Source organism: Gordonia sp. B8661-1, from assembly GCF_059427765.1.
In genome coordinates, this window is the sequence record NZ_JCAHRL010000019.1 from 1 (window position 1) to 17,697 (window position 17,697).

Here is a 17,697-nt window from a genome sequence, read left to right on the forward strand (position 1 = left end):
CGTGGTGCTGCCATGCTCTCCATCCTTCACAGGTTCGAGAGCCTCCGACAGACCCGGGGCGGTTCAAGTTGGTGTTGATGGGGCCCGGAGGTATCGGAACCACGCGAGGCGCACCCACCAAGGGACTCAACGCACTCCTCGGCTACTACACGGGTAGCGGCCCCAGCCGCGACAAGCTCGAGGAATTCATCCGCACCTACCTGGTCTACGACGCGGAGGCCATTCCCGCGGCCGCCATCGACGAGCGCTATGCGGCCTCCATCGATCCGGCGGTCGTCGCCAATCCGCCCCTGCGACGTCCGTCCGGTCTGGGTGCACTGAAGACCCTGTGGCACATGGACTTCACGCGCGATCCGCGGCTGAAGACACTGCCGACGCGCACCCTCGTCATCTGGGGTGAGAACGACAAGGTCAACCGGCCGGCAGGTGGGCCCATGCTGGTCAATCGGATGCCCAACGCGGACCTGCTGATGACCGCACGCACCGGACACTGGGTTCAGTGGGAACGGGCCGATCTGTTCAACCGCGTCGTCGCGGATTTCCTCGACGGCACATACGCGTGAAGGAGCCGACCATGACCACATCGACAACTCTCGCACCGTCGGTATTCGGCGCCGTGCACCTCGGCTACATCGTGATCGAGAGCGAACGATTCGCCGAATGGCGACGGTTCGGCAAGGACGCCATCGGGATGCACGTCGATGAGGTATCGCCCGACATCATCAGGTTCCGCCTCGACGATCATCAAGCCCGGTTCATCATCATGCGGGGTCCCGCCGAGGATGTCGTCGCTCTCGGTTGGGAACTCGACGATCATCAGTCCTTCGACCGAATCGTCGGAAGGGTCACCGCCCACGATGTGCCGACCATTGCCGGCACCGACGAGGAGGCCGCCGTCCGCGGCGTCGACCGACTGATCCGTTTCCCGGGCCCCAACCGCCTCACTCAGGAGATCTTCACGCGGGCCCGACTCACAGATGCCCCCCTGGCGATGACCAACCGAGGCGGATTCGTCACCGGCACATCAGGAATGGGCCACGTGGCGCTCACCTCGACCAAACCCCAGCAGATGCGTGGCTACTACAACACGGTCTTCGATGCCCGCCTTACCGACTACATCGACGAGACGATCAGCGGTGCGAAGCTGAAGATCCGTTTCCTGCGGGTCAACGAACGTCACCACTCGATCGCGATCGCCAATGTTCGTGCGCTGCCGATCAATCCGATCCGCACCAGGGTCCAGCATCTGAACATCGAAGTCGCCTCGCTTGACGACATGACAGACGCCTATCAGCGGGTCAAGCAACTCGGCTTCGACATGGCGCTATCGGTCGGTCAGCACACCAACGACAAAGAGCTGTCGTTCTATGCTCAGACCCCGTCGGGTTTCGAGTGGGAGGTCGGCTGGAACCCGATCACCGTCGACGAGAAGACCTGGAGGCCCAGTACCCACAAGGGAATCAGTATCTGGGGGCACACACCGGAAGGGCAGACGATCATCGACAAACTCGGCCAGTTCCGTCATGCCGCGCTCTCGCTGCGCGACGACGAGGATTCCGTGCCTGCCCTCGCCGGTACAGGCATCCCGGACAACTGACCATTCGCCTACCGAGGTGCCACCATGCCGCGCATTGATACTCACCACCATCTCATTCCGCCGTTCTACCGAACCGCGTTGAGCGCAGCGGGGATCGATGCGGCGGGCGGGCGCGACCTACCCGACTGGACCCCCGACGCATCCCTCCGATCCATGGACGCGCTCGGTACGAGCACCGCGATCCTGTCGGTATCCACCCCGGGGACAACGTTTCTCGATGACGGCGACGAAGCCGCGAGACTGGCCGTACAACTCAACGACCACACGGCCGGCGTCGTCGAGGAGCATCCTGATCGTTTCGGATTCTTCGCGACACTCCCGTCGCCGCACGCCGGCCACGCTGCCGCCGAGGCGATCCGGGCGTTCGACGAACTGCACGCAGACGGCGTCGTCCTCCTTGCGAACGCCGGCGGTGAGTACCTCGGGCAGCCGGGACTCGACCAATTGTGGGGTGAGTTGAATGATCGCCGAGCCGTCGTGTTCGTCCACCCGGCAGATCTTCCCGGACCGGCCGTAGCGGGCGTTCCGCCGTTCGCGGCCGACTTCCTCCTGGACACCACTCGGGCCGCATATCTCCTCGTACGCAACGAGATCAGGAATCGGTACCCGGACATTCGCTTCCTCCTCAGCCACGGCGGAGGTTTCGTCCCGTATGCCGCACAGCGTATGGCGATCGCGATCGCAGACGACACAGGCCGCAGCATGCTCGATATTCTCGACGAGTTCCGCGGGTTCTACTTCGACCTCGCCCTGACCGCCGGCGCCGCATCATTGCCGAGCCTGCTCGCATTCGCACCACCCGGCCACATTACTTTCGGCTCGGACTGGCCGTTCGCACCCACCGTGGCGGGCTCCTACTTCACGGCCAACCTGGAGAACTACGACCTCACGACGGACCAACGCGAGGCCATCGACTGGTCCGGCGCCGCCCGCATCCTGCCGCGATTCGGCGCCGTTGCGGAACCACCGAGGTCGTCACAGGGGTTTCGCGGGGCTGTGCGAAGAAGGGCGATGCGCACGATCACCAAGATCGCTCAACCCTGACGCACCGCGCGCTGTGCCGGCCTTGTCGCACCGGCCGTACCGCACGGGCACGACGACGCGTGATGGTCCGCTATCGCCGCGAGTTCCGTTGAGCTGAATACGTGTGGTCCCCGCCACACCGCCCTTCCTAGGCTGTCGTCATCCGAGGAAGGGAACGGCAATGCAGTCTCTCGTCTGTCACACTTGTGACGCCCGCGTGTCCGTCGCGAAGTACAGCCCCGCCCACACCAGCATCCAGTGGACGGCCGAAGCGCAGGGCACATGCCGGGAGATGCGCGCCGCCGCCGACCTCGGGAATGCCAACGGCGGCTACGTGTTGCGTTGCGGGGCACTCGACAGAACCATCGATGATGCTGCCGCGCAAGGCGATATCGAAATGTCATTGCGGACCGAACCGGCCGTCCGTCCTCTGGCGGCCGACGATGTGGTCGCGGCATCGTCATGAGGCCGTGCCAGAACCCCAGTCAGTTCAGCCCCTGTCAGTTCAGCCCCTTTCACGATGGAGAAGCCCATGACTGTTGAACAAGAGCGGATCGAGATCCGGAGTATCGAAACCGGTAGCAACCCGACGCGATTCGCGCGCGGCTGGCACTGCATCGGTTTGGCGAAGGACTTTCGTGACGGTAAGCCGCACCAGGTTCAGGTATTCGGTACCGACCTGGTGGTCTTCGCCGACACAAAGGGCACGATCCATGTCCTCGACGCCTTTTGCCGGCACATGGGAGGAAACCTGGCCCGCGGTGAGATCAAGGGAGACAGCATCGCATGTCCGTTCCACGATTGGCGATGGAACGGCAAGGGCCGCTGCGAATCCGTACCGTACGCGCACCGAACTCCGAAGGTGGCCCGCACCAAGGCATGGACGACCATGGAACGCAATGGCGTCCTGCTGGTGTGGCACTGCCCGCAGGGCAGTGAACCGACGCCCGAGCTCGCGATCCCGAAGATCGAGGGCTACGAGGATGGGGAGTGGAGTGATTGGACGTGGACTTCCATCCGCGTCGAGGGATCACACTGCCGGGAGATCATCGACAACGTGGTCGACATGGCCCACTTCTTCTACGTCCACTACCAGATGCCGGAGTTCTTCAAGAACGTCTTCGACGGGCATATCGCCGGGCAGCACATGAGGTCCTACGGACGCGACGACATCAAGACCGGAGTCCAGATGGATCTGCCTGAGGCGCAGACGATTTCCGATGCGTTCTACTATGGCCCGTCGTTCATGCTGGACACCATCTACACCGTCGCCGACGGCACCACGATCGAATCCAAGCTGATCAACTGCCATTACCCGGTTACCTCGGACTCGTTCGTCCTGCAGTTCGGGACCATCGTCAAGCGAATCGAGGGAATGTCCGACGCGCAGGCAGCGGAGATGGCGACGTTGTTCACCGATGGCCTCGAAGAACAGTTCGCTCAGGACATCGAGATCTGGAAGCACAAGTCCCGCATCGAGAATCCGCTCCTCACCGAGGAGGACGGACCGGTGTACCAATTGCGTCGCTGGTACAGCCAGTTCTACGTCGACCTCGAGGAGGTCACCCCGGATATGACACAACGGTTCGAGTTCGAGGTCGACACCAGTCGAGCACTGCAGAACTGGCACCAGGAGGTCGAACAGAACCTTGCCGCCCCCAAGGAGTGATGCTGTGCTGCTCGGTCCGATCGCCATGATCGGACCGAATAAGCAGTGCTCAGACGTCGCGGCGGCGCATGCCGTCGACGAATACCGTGATGATGTCCCGTGCCAGACCGTTCAGAGTGTTGTCGGTCGTCGGCCGGAACCAGCGGGACGCATGCCAGAGAGTGTCATAGATGAGCTCCCGGAACATCTCCGGGTCCATATCGGCGCGCAACACCCCTGCGGCGACCCCGTCCGATATCGTTTCGCGCCAGGCGACTTCCATCTTGTCGGCAGTCGTCGCCATGTGCGCCTCGACCACCCGCTCACGCATGTACGCGCCCTCGCGCCGCCAGATCGCCGTCGCGCCACGGAACTTGTCCGCACTCACCAACGCCGCCTCGGCAAGGGCCACAAGACGGTCGATCGGCTCGAGCTCGCGCGCCAGTACATCGTCGCAGCGCACCGACAGATCGTCGATGTACACCCCGATCAGCTCGGTGACGATGGCTTCCTTGGACGGAAAGTAGTGATACAAGGCGCCCGAATGGACACCGACGGCGTCTGCTATCTCGCGGATCGTCGTCGCGGAAACGCCTTTGCGAGCGAAGATCTCGGCTGATCGGTCGAGGATCAGCTGCCTGCGTTCCTCAGGATTCACTCGATCTCCCTGTCAGCTCCGGACGACGTGTGCATGGCCGGAGCCGATTGTGTCACATGCATTGAGCGATTGATCAACAACCCGGCCGCGTACCGGCCCTCCCAATACCCCCGTAAGGAGTCGAGCATGACCACCGGCCCAGTAGTTCCGAACTCCGACTCGCCCCACGATCTTCGCGGAAGGGTCGCGGTGGTGACGGGCGCCGGGCAGGGGATAGGCCGTGGTATCGCGCTCGCATTGGCCACTGCCGGCGCCCGGGTGGCGGTGCTCGGCCGCAGCGAGCCGAGCATCTCCTCGGTGGCGGCGGAGATCACGGACCGGGGAGGCGAATCGGCTCCGTTCGTGTGCGACGTGGCGGACGGTACCGCCACCGACAGTGTCATCCGCTCCGTTCTGACGGCCTTCGGCACAGTCGACATCCTGGTCAACAATGCTCAGTCTCCCGCTCCCGGAACACTTCTCGACGTTGATGAGGAGACATATCGCCAGGCGATGGAGTCCGGGCCGGCGGCGACGTGGCGGCTGATGAAAGCGTGCCATCCACATCTGTCCGGTGGCGGCTCGATCGTCAATCTGGGATCGGCTGCCGGAATTCGCTGGAATCCATCGGGGACCGGGGCATATGCAGCGGCGAAGGAAGCAATCCGGGTACTGACCCGGACCGCTGCGTGTGAGTGGGCCGCGGACGGTATCCGGGTGAATGCGATTCTGCCGCTGGCCGATTCGGCGACAATGCAGGAGTGGGCGAGGCTCGATCCGCGCGGTGCCGCGGAGTACCTGCAGACCGTTCCACTCGGTCGCCTCGGCGATCCCGAGACCGACATCGGTCCCGCGGTGGTCTTCCTATGCACTGAGGCATCCCGCTACATCACCGGACATACGCTCGCGGTGGACGGCGGTCAGGCTCTCGTGCGCTGACAGAGGGACCTCGGCGTGAGACAGGGAGCGTGCGCGCTCGAGCGTCTGCCACACCGCGTGCGCCGCCGCTCGAACGGGCCGCGACAGCGCCAGCGCATCGACGTCGTTGACGGGTCCGGACACCGACAGAGCCCCCACATACGAACGGCCGGCACCCACGGGAGCGGCCACACACGCGACGCCACTGACGGACTCGCCGACTTCATGCGCGATACACCGCTGCCTGATCACCGCCATCTCGTGGCGATACCGGGCGTCGCGTCCGGCCGAGTGCAGGGCCGAGATGGTGGACCGGCGACGAATGGGATCGTGCTCGACATGCGCGATCAGCGCCTTGCCCAGGGCGGTACGCACAGCCGGCCGTCGGCCACCCACACGTGACGGCAGGTCGATCGGTCCCCGCCCGACCTTGTCGAGGTAGCGGATGTCCGTGCCGTCCAGGACGGCGAGGTGAGCAACGAGTCCCGTCAGGGCGTGCAGGTCCTGAAGCACGCCCTGGGCGGCTTCCAGTAGATCGTCCCGCTGCCGCGCGAGAGCACCCCACTCGAACAGGTTGCGGCTCAACCGATATGCCCGACCCTGCCGGGTCAGCCACCCGAATTCGACCAGCTGTGAGAGAAGTCGATGCGTCGATGAGCGCGGCAGATCGGCGCGGCAGGACAGTTGTGACAGCGTGAGCTCACCTGCGTCGCGGAACTCATCGAGAAGTGTTGCGACGCGGTCGATCACGGCGGGGGAGAAGTCCTCGTTGTTGCGCATGTGAACCTCCGACGGTGTGCTGGCCCGGGCCGGCCCGGAAAACGGAGCCGTCTCCGAGGACTCGACGATCACCCGAAGGTGGCACGGTCGACGGCGAACCGGAGACGACTGAGTATTGATCAAGCGATTGAGTATTGATCAAGCGATCAATCAATCTCACGATATCAGGAGTGTGACCCAGATCAAAGAGCTCCGAGGGGGCGACTTCGGACACCCGCGACCGGACATGCGCCTACCGGCTGCCCAGGTTCCGAACAACGGTCTCCACTGCTTGCCGTAGGTCCCGCCCGGCCGTGGCCGGCACACCGGCCGTCGGCATGGTGATCGACAGGGCTGCCACCTCACCGCCGTTGGCGTCGAATGCGGCCACCATGTGGCGATACTCGCGTCCCGCGCGACTGTGCGTGAAGTCCTCGAATTCTGTTGTGCCGCTGTCATGATGGGCGATGAGCATGGCACCCTCGACGGCGTCGGAGGGGAGTCTGCGCTGACCGACGCGGGTATCGAGCACCGACGCCCACCGTCCACCGATCTTTTCCAGGTAGAGCACCTGTTCGTCATCGAGCACCGCGAGATGTACTGCCGCGCCGGTGCGTCGGCTGAGTGCATACATCGCGGGCTGCGCCGCGTGGTGTATCCGGTCGCGCGACTGCGCCAGCGATCCGAGTTCGACCATCTTCTCGCCGAGTCGGTACGCGGTTCCGTCACGGCGAATCCACCCGACCGTGACGAGTTGGCTCAGCATCCGGTGCGTGGTCGAGCGCGGAAAGCCGGTGCGGTCGGCGAGTTCGGTCAGCGTCAGGTGGTCGGAGTCCCGAAAGGGCTCGAGGAGTACGAGCGCGCGGCCGATCACGCTCAGGGACCGGTCATCTGTGGCTTCTGTCATGGACGCTCCGAGATCGTGCCAGGCGAGGTTCATTGAACGAATGATCAATCAATACTAACGGAGGACCGAGTGCCCGGCGGGACTATGGCGAGATACCGAAGAGCACCGCGATGGTCGTCGCGGTGCTCTTTCGTCAGTCGGGTCGGGGAGGTCTGCGCCCGGTCAGTCGGCCGGAATGAACGCCTTGAGCGGCTCGGAACCACTCTGGTCGTGACCCCAATATGCGTCAGCGGTGATTTCCTCGGAGGTGTAGTGCCGCTCGTCGACGAGCATGCCCTCGGTGCCGAACTCGAGATCCCACCCACCGGGAGCCCGCACGTAGAAGGAGATCATCTTGTCGTTGGTGTGGCGTCCGAGCGTCGACGAGATGGAGAACTTCTGCTTGTTCACGCGATCGAGCGCCTGACCCACCGCGTCGAGGGTGTCGACCTCGGTCATCAGGTGCACCAGGCCCGGCTCCTCGGTCGGTGGGGCCGGACACAGCGCAAGACTGTGATGCCGTTCGTTGATCCCCAGGAAACGCACTCGCGCCGCGCCCTCCTCGTCGAGCCGGATCGACCCGCGGGGGAGGAACCCCAGTACCTGCGTATAGAAGTCGTAGGATTCGGCGAATTGGGCACTCGGGAGCACCACGTGCCCGAGCCCGAGACCGCCGGTCACCCAGCGGCCGCCGTACGGGGTCACCACCGGGCTGTGGTCGAGCACCGGCCCGTAGAAGACCTCAAGGCGGGTACCGGCGGGATCATCGAATGCGATGGCACCTTCGGCGTCGAGATATCCGGCCTCCGTGCCCGACAGGACCTTGACGGTGACGCCGGCCGCTTCGACGGCCCGCTTGACGCGATCAAGAGCGAACTCGTCCCGGACTTCCCAGCCGACGGCCAGTGCTTTGTCGGAATCACCGGGGAGAACGGCGATCCGGGACCGTCGCTCGTCGATGCGGGCATAGAGCGCGTCGGCCTCCGGTCCACTGCCCTCGGCCATCCCGAGACCCTCGATCAGCAGTTCGCGCCAGCGTGCGACATCGGTGCTCTGGACCCGGAGATAGCCGAGTCCGCGTAGTTCAGTCATCGTGTTCTTCCTCGAATGTCGTCGTGCCGTCAGATCATTGCGCGGTAAGCGCCCTGCGGGTCGCCGCCGAGCTGTGTCAGCGCGGCGGAGTGGTAGATCAGCCCGGGGACGTGGATGGCGTGGGTGAGTCCCACGTGGGCGTCACGCCAGAACCGCTGCATCGGAGTCTTCAGGTGAACCGCTGCACCACCGGCCCGCGCGAAGATCTCGTCCATCGCGCGCACTGCCCGCCAGGCCGCCGACACCTGGGTGCGTCGTCCCTCCGCGCGCTCGGGGAAGCTGATTTCCTCGCCCCGTTCCGTCTTGTCCCAGAAGCGGTCGACCATCTCGAGCAGGGTGATCCGGGATGCGGATATCTCCGAGGCGGCCTCACTGATGGCGAACAGCACGTAGGGATCCTCCTTGATGGGGATACCGGTCACCTGTACGCGCTCCTTCTGAGCCGCGACGTAGCAGGCGAGTGCACCCTCGGTCATACCGATCAGCGCCGACGTGATGCCGAGGGGAAAGATGTAGGAGAACGGGAACTTGTAGAGCGTCTCGTCCCGGCCCGCGTGCTTCCAGCCCTCTCCGTTGAGCACGATGTCGGCATCGATGGTGCGATACGAGGGAATGAAGGCGTCCTTGACGATCAGATCCTTGGAGCCCGTACCTCGAAGGCCCATGACATTCCAGCTGTCGGCGTCGATCTCGTAATCGGATCGGGGCAGCACGACGTGGAGGACCTGATCGGTGCGGTTTCCGTCCTTGTCACCGACCGCGGCGCCGATCATCACCCAACCACAGTGATCGGTGCCCGAGGAGAAGGCCCATCGGCCGTTGAGGATGTAGCCGCCGTCAACCGGGACGGCCACCCCCATCGGGGCGTAGGGCGAGGCCATCCACATGTCGTTGTCGTCGCCCCAGATCTCCTGCTGGGCCTTGTCGTCGAATGCTGCGAGAGCCCAGGGATGTACGCCGACGATCCCGGCGACCCATCCGGCCGCTCCGTCGAGACTCGCTGTCGCCATGACGGTTTCGGCGAACTCTCGCGGATGGGATTCGAGACCGCCGTATTCCTTCGGCTGGAGCATCCGGATGACGCCGGAATCACGAAGGCTCTTCGCCGACGCGTCCGTCAGACGCATGAGCTCCTCGCCTTCGGCGGCATCCGCGCGAATCTCGGCCGCGTGCTCCATGATTCTGTCCAATACATGACCCATGATGGTGACTCTCCCTGACACCGGCCTGACGACCGTGGACTGCGTTTTCGACGACACTGCCTGCCATGCTCTGCAGGTGTGGTGCACCCCACATTCGCAGTCCTCCCTGCGGACTCGCATCCGGATTTCAGTTGAGCGGAAACATGGTGTCGACCGGACGGAGAGGAGCGGTAGAAACGTCATGCCCGGGGCTTCGGCGCCCTGCTCGATTCAGGAGGTCAACCACTGTGTCCGACACCGACGACCAGATCAGTTCTTTGCTGTCCCGCGTTCGACTTCTCGAGGACAAGGCCGCGATCGGTGAGGTCCTCAGCGCCTACGGACCCGCCGTTGATGCGGGAGACGCGGAAGCCGTGGGTCGTTTGTGGACCGAGGATGCCGTCTACGATCTCGACATCGGCCTCCTGGCCGGCCGCGACGCCATCGTCGAGATGGTTCGCACCTCACCGCATCAGGACTACATCCATGGCGGGTGCGGACACCTGTTGGATCCCGTCCACATCCGGGTTATCGGCGATCACGCCGTGGCCACCTGCCATTCGATGTTGTTGCGCCGCAACGATGATGACGACTCGTTTCGGGTGTGGCGCGTGACCGCCAACCGATTCGAACTGGTCCGCGTCGACGGTTCGTGGCTGATCTCTCGGCGCACAGCCCGTCTCCTCGACGGCAGTGCGGAGGCCAGACGCCTGCTCGGCCGCTCCTCCTGCTGACGACTGCGGCTCAGATGAGGTTTCCCTCGTGAACCGGGCGATCGAACGCCGTGAGGGGTGCACCGGTCCGCAGACGGGTGGCCAATTCAGGGTTGGCCAGATGCAGACGGCCGATGGCAATGAGGTCGAATTCCTCGGAGGCGATCCGTCGTTCGACGTCGCCAATGTTGTCGACGAGAGGTGCGGTGCCGTGTATTCGACTGTCCCGCATCGGTTTGCCGAGACCAACACTACCCACGGCCATCGCGGCGCGGCCGGTCAACCTCTTCGCCCAGCCGGCCAGCGACAGATCGTGGCCGTCGAAGGCCGGTAGGTCGAATCGGCGAATGCTCGCGTCGAAGACGTCCACGCCCGCGTCGGCGAGGGCACTCAAGATGATCCCGAGTTCCTCGGGAGTGTCGGCGATCCGCGCCGTGTAGTCCTGCTGCTTGTGCTGTGAGAAGCGGAAGAAGATCGGCATGTCCGGTCCGACCGCGCCTCTCATCGCCGCGACGACCTCCGCGGGGAACCTGCTGCGGGCCAGGGCATCGCCGCCCCAGCAGTCGTCCCGGTGATTGGTGGCCGGCCACAGAAACGAATCGAGCAGATACCCGTGCCCGCCGTGCAACGCGATGCCATCGAATCCCACATCGACGGCGTTGATCGCCGCATCGACATACGCCCCTATAACCTCGTCGATGTCAGCGTGTGTCATCGGCGCCGTCGGTGGTACCGCGCGGGCGACGTATTCGTCGGAGTACGACGTCACCCCGGGTGTACCCCAGAGACCCGACGGGCGCATCGGTGTGATCGCCGGATCCACGTCACCCATCGCACCCCAGAGCGGCCCCACATGCCAGAGCTGGGGGATGATCGCGCCTCCCGCAGCGTGCACGGAGTCCACCACGGTCCGCCAGCCGTCAAGAGCGGCGCCACCGAACATCCGCGGGACGCGTGAATTGTCCACGGCGGAAGGATGATCGATGGCCACGCCTTCGGTGATGAGCAGCCCTGTGCCGCCCGCTGCGCGTCGCGCGTAGTACCGCGCGACGTCCGCTCCTGGTACTCCGCCGATAGATGACGATCGGGTCATCGCCGACATGACTATCCGGTTGCGAAGGCGCATTCCACGGACTGTCAGAGGCTCATACAGCGCCTCAAGGCCGGCGGACGGGACGGGATCCGTCTCCGGCGGAACAGGATTATCGATCATGGCGTCACAGAGCTCTCATGAATCCGAAGAATTCGGGGGTTGCATCAACGCGGAGACGCGTGAGGGAGCGGTAGCTGATCAGCCAGTGGCCGTCGACTTTCCGGTATTCCTCGTGATAGTGACCGAATCCACGGAGGTGGTACTCGCGCGTGTCGTCCGACCACCAGAGATTGTCCTCCATCGCCCAGATTCCACGGGCGGTGGTATCCGACGTCAGTTCAATCTCCGGTGTGTGCCCGTGGTGCGCGGTGGTCACGGAGACGGGGCCGTCGAGGAGGTTGCGAATCGCTGCGGCCAGTGCCTCGCTGCCGACGACCCGATTGGCCGTCCCCCCGGTGCGCGGCTGTTTGTCCTCAGGGAGGCCACCCCAGGTTTCGCTGATCACGTCGTTGGTGTGCAGTCCCGCATAGAGGTGCCACTGTTTGGTGTCCATGTAGCGCAGCCGGGCCGCGAAGACCCGCTTGATCTCCTCGATGGCCGCCAGTGCATCGGCCACCGACATCGATGTCATCGCGTTGACAGTGGATCCGCTCATGCGCTGAGCCGATCAGGGAAGGAGTCGATCCCGAGCTTGCCCCGGAAGAAGATCAGCGGGCGGTCCTGGCTGAGTGACTCGAACTCGAGGACTCGCCCGATGACGACGTCATGGTCGCCGGCGGAGTGCACCACCTCGATATCGGCATGGACGCGCATCATCACACCCGGCAGCGACGGAGTGGACCACGACGATGTCTCCCACTCGAGTCCGTCGAATTTCTTCCCGTCCCGCGAACCGAAACGGCCGCAGATGTCGATCTGGTTCTCGTGCAGCACATTGACGGAAAATCGCCCGGCCTTCCGGATCCGCGGCCACGACCGACCACGGTGATCGGCGCAGAACAAGACCATCGGTGGTTCCAGTGACACGGAGGCGAACGACTGACACACGAATCCCGCGGGCCCCTCGTCGTCGAGTCCGGTCACCACCGTGACGCCGCTCGCGAACTGACCGAGGGCACTGCGCATCTCGGTCTGCGACATCGTTTCGATCGACATAGTTACACCTTTCGCTTGATCCCGCTCGAGCCGGTGGCAGCCGGGCCACTCGATCCCGGTATATGGCGCAGACGCATCGCTCTTCCGCGCTTGTGCTGCGAGCCTAGGACGCGAAAACCACATCGCACAGTGCGCTCTCACCCAGTGGAAGCGTCACGAAGCTCGGAGTGAGCGGTCCGGGGTTCGCAGATTGTGTTCCGCTCACCTGGATCGTGGCTGCATCGACTGTGATCATCCGGCAACCTGACTCGTCATGAGTATGGATGTGACCTACATGCGCAGCCGCCGCCACATCAGCACCGAACTCGGCGTGATGCGATACCACGAGGCCGGCGAAGGCCCGCCACTGCTCTTGCTCCACGGCTCCGGCCCCGGCGTGACCGGATGGCGTAATTACCGCGGCGTGCTCGGCGAACTGGCTGAGCATTTCCGTTGCCTCGTAATCGAATTCCCGGGATTCGGTGTCAGTGATCCCACCGAGGGGCATCCGATGCTCACGGCGGAGTCGGCCGTCGGGGTCTTCCTCGACGCACTGGATCTGGGTCCTGTCGACGTCATCGGGAACTCCATGGGCGGCATCGTCGCCACGAAGGTCGCCATCGCCGACCCGGCGCGGATCACCAGGTTGGTCACCATCGGCGGCATGGGCAAGAACATCTTCTCGTCCGGCCCGAGCGAAGGTATCAAGCTGCTGATGGAGTTCACCGACGAGCCGACTCGCGAACGGCTGGTTCGCTGGCTGTCGGCGATGGTGTACGACCAGACGCTCATCACCGACGAGCTGATCGAGGAACGATGGGAATTAGCCACGGAGCCGCGCACTTTGGAGATCGCTCGTCGGATGTACAGCACAGCGGCCTTCACGGCGACGATCGCCGCCAACGCCGTGGCCGACTCGGTGCCGTATTGGGCAGAGCTGCACAAGGTTCAGTGCCCAACCCTGCTGACGTGGGGACGTGACGATCGGGTCAGTCCCGTCGATTCGGCTGTTCTTCCGATGCGTGACATTCCGGACGCCGAACTGCATGTGTTCCCGAACTGCGGCCACTGGACCATGATCGAGGCTCGCGACGCGTGGCTACGTACGGTCCTCGCCTTCCTGAGTCGGGGGATAGCTGATGACAGTCGTTGAGGCGCCGCGCCTTTCCCGTTCAGCCCTGTTGCGTGTCGCTGCCGTGATCGAGGAGACGCAGGACGCGCGTTCACTGGTGTTCGAGGTTCCCGCCACCAGGACCGAGGAGTTCCGTTACCGCCCGGGGCAGTTCCTGACACTGCGGATTCCGAGTGAGCAGACGGGGCACGTGGCGCGCTGCTACTCGTTGGCGAGCTCACCGTTCACCGACGATCTCCTCAAGGTCACGGTGAAGCGAACAGCGGGTGGTTACGCCTCGAACTGGCTGTGCGAGAACATAGCTGAAGGTGATTCGATCGAGGTCTTGCCACCGGCGGGCGTCTTTAGCCCGAAGCATTTCGACGACGATCTCCTGCTCTTCGCAGCCGGGAGCGGCATCACCCCGGTTATCTCCATCGTGAAGTCCGCTCTCAGCGAGGGTTCCGCACGAGTGGTTCTCGTGTATGCCAATCGCGCCGAGGATGCGGTGATCTTCGCCCCTGAACTCCGGCAACTCTCCGCAACATATGCCGGGCGACTGACGGTGCTGCACTGGCTGGAAACGGTGCAGGGGCGACCGACCGTCGCACATCTCGCCGCGCTGGCACGGCCGTACGCCGACCATCACGTCTTCATGTGCGGCCCTTCACCATTCATGGACTCCGTCCACGACGCGACCGCGCTCGCCGGATTCGCGCGGGATCGCGTACACGCCGAGGTGTTCACGTCGCTGTCGGGTGATCCGTTCGCGGACAGCGATACGCCGGCCGTGGACGATTCCGACGATGCCGCGTCGGTGACGGTTTTCCTCGACGGCGTCACCCATACGGTGCCTTGGCCACGATCGACGACGCTGGTCGACGTGCTGCTGAATAAGGGAGTCAGCGTTCCGTTCTCCTGCCGCGCGGGGGAGTGCGGTTCCTGCGCGGCCACTCTCGTATCGGGTGAGGTCGACGGCGGCAACTGCGCCGTCCTCGATGAGGAGGACGTTGCCGACGGCATCATTCTGGCCTGTCAGGCACGACCCGTCAGTGATGACCTGCGCGTCGAGTTCTGACCGAGGGATCACGCGATCGACACAGTATCGTCAAAGGCCTGCAAGGTACTCCAGGCTCGGCCCTTTGGCGCGATGGCACGACACGTTGCTCGCAGCAGTGCGTTCGACCAGACCGGACGGTACGACCTCCTCGAACCGGTAGGAACTGTCGGTGCCCGCACCTAAGATGACTGCATGCCTTGTGAGCACGTCGCCGTCGCCCTGCGTAGCGGACCCATACAACTAGTCCTCGGAGACGAAGAGGCGATCACTGCCATGGAACTTGCGGCAGCGGGGGACAAGACGCGATTGGAACCCGCTGAACTAAACGCCCTCTCAACCGTCCTGAAGCCCATGTCCGATGACACCGAGCTACTGCTCGTGGTCGACGGCGAGGTTTCCATCGCGAAGGACGATGTCGCTCGTGCCCCTGATATCGAGATCAAGGGAAATGTGGACAGCTTGCTGGCCTCGCTCCTCTCGAACCTCGACGAGACGTGCCGCACGCTTATCCTGATCGAGGCCGCACTCACTGCTTGGCGCCAAAGGCTGTCTGATGCAACGGATGCCATGCCGGCGCTGAGCTCCGACGACGCGACCGAGTTCGGTCACATCGACATACCCGGTAGACCCCTCATCACCGGTCTTCACGCCGACCAGAGACGACTTCTCCGTGCACGGGTTTCGGGTGTAAACGCTCTTGCCGGCGACCAACAAGGTATCGCAGACGCGATTGACGTCACTATCGACGAACTCTTCGTGTCAATCCGCTTCGGGCTCGCCGCCATATCGCAAGCAGATGATCACGAGTTCAGGAAGGACATCAAGTCTTGTCTGGACGTCGACCAGTGGGGTGATCAGCTTCGTTTTCTCGTTGTAGCGCAAGAGATTCGCGCAATTCAACTGCTGCTAACTCTTGATACCGGCAGCAGGGACAGCGCTAGCAATCTCGGTCAGGCGCAGAAAGCATTTGAGCAGTATGTCTCGCAGCGACGCAGGGCTGGCGACATCGCCGACATTATCAACGAAGTCGTGCCTCGATTGCCACAACCGTCGCGCAACGTTAGAGCGCGCGTACGTGAACGACATCTCATTCGGAACGCTGAGCAAGTAGGTGAGAGATGTCTTGCCTACACTTCGGCATTTACGTCTGCCGATACCGAGCCCGCAGAGCCGATGACATGGGAACAAGCACTCGCTCAGCTCTTGGAGCTCGACCAAGTAGTTTCGAGCGACGTTGCGCTGTTCCATGCTGTCACGCAGGATTCGGAACACACGGCAGTGCCCGAAGACTTTGGTACCGAAGAAGCTGCCGAGCGACTCGGCGAGTTGTTCAGTCAGCAGCTTCCTGACGCACGAGAGTTGGTCTCGGAGCTTCAACGACAGCATCCAGGTGCCGACAAGGAAGCGATTGTCCGAATAGTCAAGCGCCAGTTCATAGTCAAGCTCCAGGATGATCTACATTCAGACCAACCAACTCAACGGGTCGTTGAGAGCGTAGCTCGTCTCACAATGGCATTCGCGATCGTTAGGGGCGTTGTACCGCGCTCGGGCCACGAGTTCACTTCGCTCGGGGAACGGATTATCGCGGGCACCACCAAGATCACGGCGGCGTATGGAAGAGCTGATGCCGCGCAATCCGCGGTATTCGCCGGTGTCACCAGGTTCGCGGAACACTTCCAGCAGGACCTCGTCGAACTGGTGTTCAATATGATGGCCGGCCTTAAACCTGGTCAGACCGGAGTCGCTCGAGACCTATACAAGGCAGCGCGGTCGCGAGTCTGGAGCGCTCGATACAACAAACGCGTAGGTGCCGCGGCGGGGATGGGTGCCGCCGCAGCTTTCAGAAAGGGGATCGATATCGGGGCACCACGACTGATCGTGCGATATGTCGACCGCGCGATGCGCTGACGGCACCTCCCCACGAACCGTCACAGTGACAAATTACTTTTTGCCCCGGGGCAATGAGGCAAGTCGACCGCGACGAATCCATCAACTAAAGCCGCAAGCCGCAGGCCTCGTCGCCCGACGAGATGTCCTGCGGCCCACTTCAATGTCCACCTCGACGATGGATCGGCTACGCGTTAGGAGGCCACAGCCAAGTTGCGGTGCCGAGACGTACCGAAGTTCGCATGTTTCCTCGGAATCGACCGCCGGATCGGACAGCTCTCAAGTCTTTCGACAAAACTCTCGACACGTTTGGGATCGGACATCGGACAACAGACGAGAGCGTTCCACGATTCCAGGCACGCACCAGCCGTGCCGATAAGATACATTATGTCAAGTAACCGGTGTAGGCACGCACGTTCCATGCTGTGTGCGCAGTGGCCCACCGACCACACATGGCGCTTGGCCGGTGACACCGATCCTCACTGGGCCGGGATCGGCACCGATGCCGGCACTATCCGCGCGACCACGACCCGTGATGACATCAACGTCGTGACCGCCGACCGCTACGGCCACGAGCCTGTCTACGACTGGCCCCGCGGCGACCCCGGGGTGCTCTGAGTCGGCGTCACGGTTAGTGACCGTATGTGTATCGCAGGTTGCCGTTGTGACACCATGTGGTCGTGCTATCTGAATACGAAGAGTATCTGAGCGCATCCCTCTGCAATCGTACTGAAGCATTGGCACTTCCATGTCCGATTCCCGCTGTACGAGGCGTTTACGGATGGTGGTTCAGCAAGCTCCCCTCGAATGCCATCGATTCATCCGATTGTGAGAAGCGTGACGGTTTGACTCTGTTGTATGCAGGCATAAGTCCGGCTAAGCCTCCAACCAATGGGACTGGTGCACGGTTAGGTGACATCTGATCTGGCTTGCCCCGGGAGGGCGGCCTGGAAGGATG

19 protein-coding genes are annotated in these 17,697 nt (G+C 63.4%); 11 read left to right on the forward strand and 8 right to left on the reverse strand.

The window, feature by feature from the left end:
* The 5 genes from AC4JJG_RS20905 to AC4JJG_RS20925 form a co-directional block, all read left to right on the forward strand.
* Window positions 1–563: alpha/beta fold hydrolase (locus tag AC4JJG_RS20905; protein WP_495405833.1), on the forward strand; the 563-nt coding region annotated here is incomplete at its 5' end.
* An 11-nt stretch (window positions 564–574) separates the two neighbouring features.
* The gene (locus AC4JJG_RS20910; protein WP_495402093.1) at window positions 575–1,597 is read left to right on the forward strand and encodes a VOC family protein; all 1,023 of its coding nucleotides are present in this window, start codon (window positions 575–577) and stop codon (window positions 1,595–1,597) included.
* 24 nt (window positions 1,598–1,621) lie between these two features.
* Entirely contained in the window at window positions 1,622–2,641 is a 1,020-nt protein-coding gene (locus AC4JJG_RS20915; RefSeq protein WP_495402094.1) for an amidohydrolase family protein, read from the forward strand.
* A 196-nt stretch (window positions 2,642–2,837) separates the two neighbouring features.
* A complete protein-coding gene (locus AC4JJG_RS20920; protein ID WP_495402095.1) occupies window positions 2,838–3,086 on the forward strand; it encodes a hypothetical protein in 249 nt (82 codons plus the stop codon).
* Between the two features lie 66 nt (window positions 3,087–3,152).
* Window positions 3,153–4,289, forward strand: coding sequence for a 3-ketosteroid-9-alpha-monooxygenase, oxygenase component (locus AC4JJG_RS20925; RefSeq protein ID WP_495402096.1), 1,137 nt, complete (start codon window positions 3,153–3,155; stop codon window positions 4,287–4,289).
* A gap of 49 nt (window positions 4,290–4,338) precedes the next feature.
* Here AC4JJG_RS20925 and AC4JJG_RS20930 read toward each other — a convergent pair whose 3' ends face one another.
* Complete coding sequence (locus AC4JJG_RS20930; RefSeq protein ID WP_495402097.1) at window positions 4,339–4,926, reverse strand: TetR/AcrR family transcriptional regulator; 588 nt, start codon at window positions 4,924–4,926, stop codon at window positions 4,339–4,341.
* A gap of 126 nt (window positions 4,927–5,052) precedes the next feature.
* Between AC4JJG_RS20930 and AC4JJG_RS20935 the strand changes: the two genes are divergently transcribed.
* Window positions 5,053–5,844 carry an SDR family NAD(P)-dependent oxidoreductase gene (locus AC4JJG_RS20935; RefSeq protein ID WP_495402098.1) on the forward strand — a complete coding sequence of 264 codons (792 nt, stop codon included), beginning with the start codon at window positions 5,053–5,055 and terminating at the stop codon, window positions 5,842–5,844.
* Here AC4JJG_RS20935 and AC4JJG_RS20940 read toward each other — a convergent pair.
* The 4 genes from AC4JJG_RS20940 to AC4JJG_RS20955 all read right to left on the reverse strand — a co-directional run bounded on the left by AC4JJG_RS20940 (window position 5,770) and on the right by AC4JJG_RS20955 (window position 9,762).
* On the reverse strand, window positions 5,770–6,603 hold the full coding sequence (locus tag AC4JJG_RS20940; protein WP_495402099.1) for an IclR family transcriptional regulator: 834 nt from the start codon (window positions 6,601–6,603) through the stop codon (window positions 5,770–5,772). The two genes, AC4JJG_RS20935 and AC4JJG_RS20940, sit on opposite strands and share 75 nt — an antisense overlap.
* Before the next feature lie 232 nt (window positions 6,604–6,835).
* Complete coding sequence (locus tag AC4JJG_RS20945; protein WP_495402100.1) at window positions 6,836–7,489, reverse strand: IclR family transcriptional regulator; 654 nt, start codon at window positions 7,487–7,489, stop codon at window positions 6,836–6,838.
* Window positions 7,490–7,651: 162 nt separating this feature from the next.
* Complete coding sequence (gene bphC, locus AC4JJG_RS20950; RefSeq protein WP_495402102.1) at window positions 7,652–8,560, reverse strand: biphenyl-2,3-diol 1,2-dioxygenase; 909 nt, start codon at window positions 8,558–8,560, stop codon at window positions 7,652–7,654.
* Between the two features lie 29 nt (window positions 8,561–8,589).
* Complete coding sequence (locus AC4JJG_RS20955) at window positions 8,590–9,762, reverse strand: acyl-CoA dehydrogenase family protein (protein ID WP_495402103.1); 1,173 nt, start codon at window positions 9,760–9,762, stop codon at window positions 8,590–8,592.
* Window positions 9,763–9,989: 227 nt separating this feature from the next.
* Here AC4JJG_RS20955 and AC4JJG_RS20960 point away from each other — a divergent pair, with 227 nt between their 5' ends.
* The gene (locus AC4JJG_RS20960; RefSeq protein WP_495402104.1) at window positions 9,990–10,475 is read left to right on the forward strand and encodes a nuclear transport factor 2 family protein; all 486 of its coding nucleotides are present in this window, start codon (window positions 9,990–9,992) and stop codon (window positions 10,473–10,475) included.
* A gap of 10 nt (window positions 10,476–10,485) precedes the next feature.
* On the opposite strand, the gene AC4JJG_RS20965 is transcribed toward AC4JJG_RS20960, so the two are convergent.
* Genes AC4JJG_RS20965 through AC4JJG_RS20975 form a run of 3 tightly spaced genes read right to left on the reverse strand, consistent with a single transcriptional unit; the run spans window position 10,486 to window position 12,702 of the window.
* Window positions 10,486–11,667, reverse strand: coding sequence for an oxidoreductase (locus tag AC4JJG_RS20965; protein ID WP_495402105.1), 1,182 nt, complete (start codon window positions 11,665–11,667; stop codon window positions 10,486–10,488).
* A gap of 4 nt (window positions 11,668–11,671) precedes the next feature.
* Window positions 11,672–12,202 (reverse strand): nuclear transport factor 2 family protein, encoded by a 531-nt coding sequence (locus AC4JJG_RS20970; protein WP_495402106.1) that lies wholly within the window; start codon window positions 12,200–12,202, stop codon window positions 11,672–11,674.
* Window positions 12,199–12,702 carry a flavin reductase family protein gene (locus AC4JJG_RS20975; RefSeq protein WP_495402107.1) on the reverse strand — a complete coding sequence of 168 codons (504 nt, stop codon included), beginning with the start codon at window positions 12,700–12,702 and terminating at the stop codon, window positions 12,199–12,201. The genes AC4JJG_RS20970 and AC4JJG_RS20975 overlap by 4 nt, the downstream gene beginning before the upstream one ends.
* Window positions 12,703–12,955: 253 nt before the next feature.
* On the opposite strand from AC4JJG_RS20975, the gene AC4JJG_RS20980 reads away from it, so the two are divergent.
* The 4 genes from AC4JJG_RS20980 (at window position 12,956) to AC4JJG_RS20995 (ending at window position 17,357) form a co-directional block, all read left to right on the forward strand.
* Window positions 12,956–13,834 (forward strand): alpha/beta fold hydrolase, encoded by an 879-nt coding sequence (locus AC4JJG_RS20980; protein WP_495402108.1) that lies wholly within the window; start codon window positions 12,956–12,958, stop codon window positions 13,832–13,834.
* Window positions 13,821–14,870 carry a 2Fe-2S iron-sulfur cluster-binding protein gene (locus AC4JJG_RS20985; protein WP_495402109.1) on the forward strand — a complete coding sequence of 350 codons (1,050 nt, stop codon included), beginning with the start codon at window positions 13,821–13,823 and terminating at the stop codon, window positions 14,868–14,870. Before AC4JJG_RS20980 ends, AC4JJG_RS20985 begins: the two co-directional genes overlap by 14 nt.
* A 255-nt stretch (window positions 14,871–15,125) precedes the next feature.
* Complete coding sequence (locus AC4JJG_RS20990; protein WP_495402110.1) at window positions 15,126–16,760, forward strand: hypothetical protein; 1,635 nt, start codon at window positions 15,126–15,128, stop codon at window positions 16,758–16,760.
* Between the two features lie 438 nt (window positions 16,761–17,198).
* Window positions 17,199–17,357: a hypothetical protein gene (locus AC4JJG_RS20995; RefSeq protein WP_495402111.1), complete on the forward strand. Its 159-nt coding sequence runs from the start codon at window positions 17,199–17,201 to the stop codon at window positions 17,355–17,357.
* The last annotated feature ends 340 nt before the right edge of the window (window positions 17,358–17,697 follow it).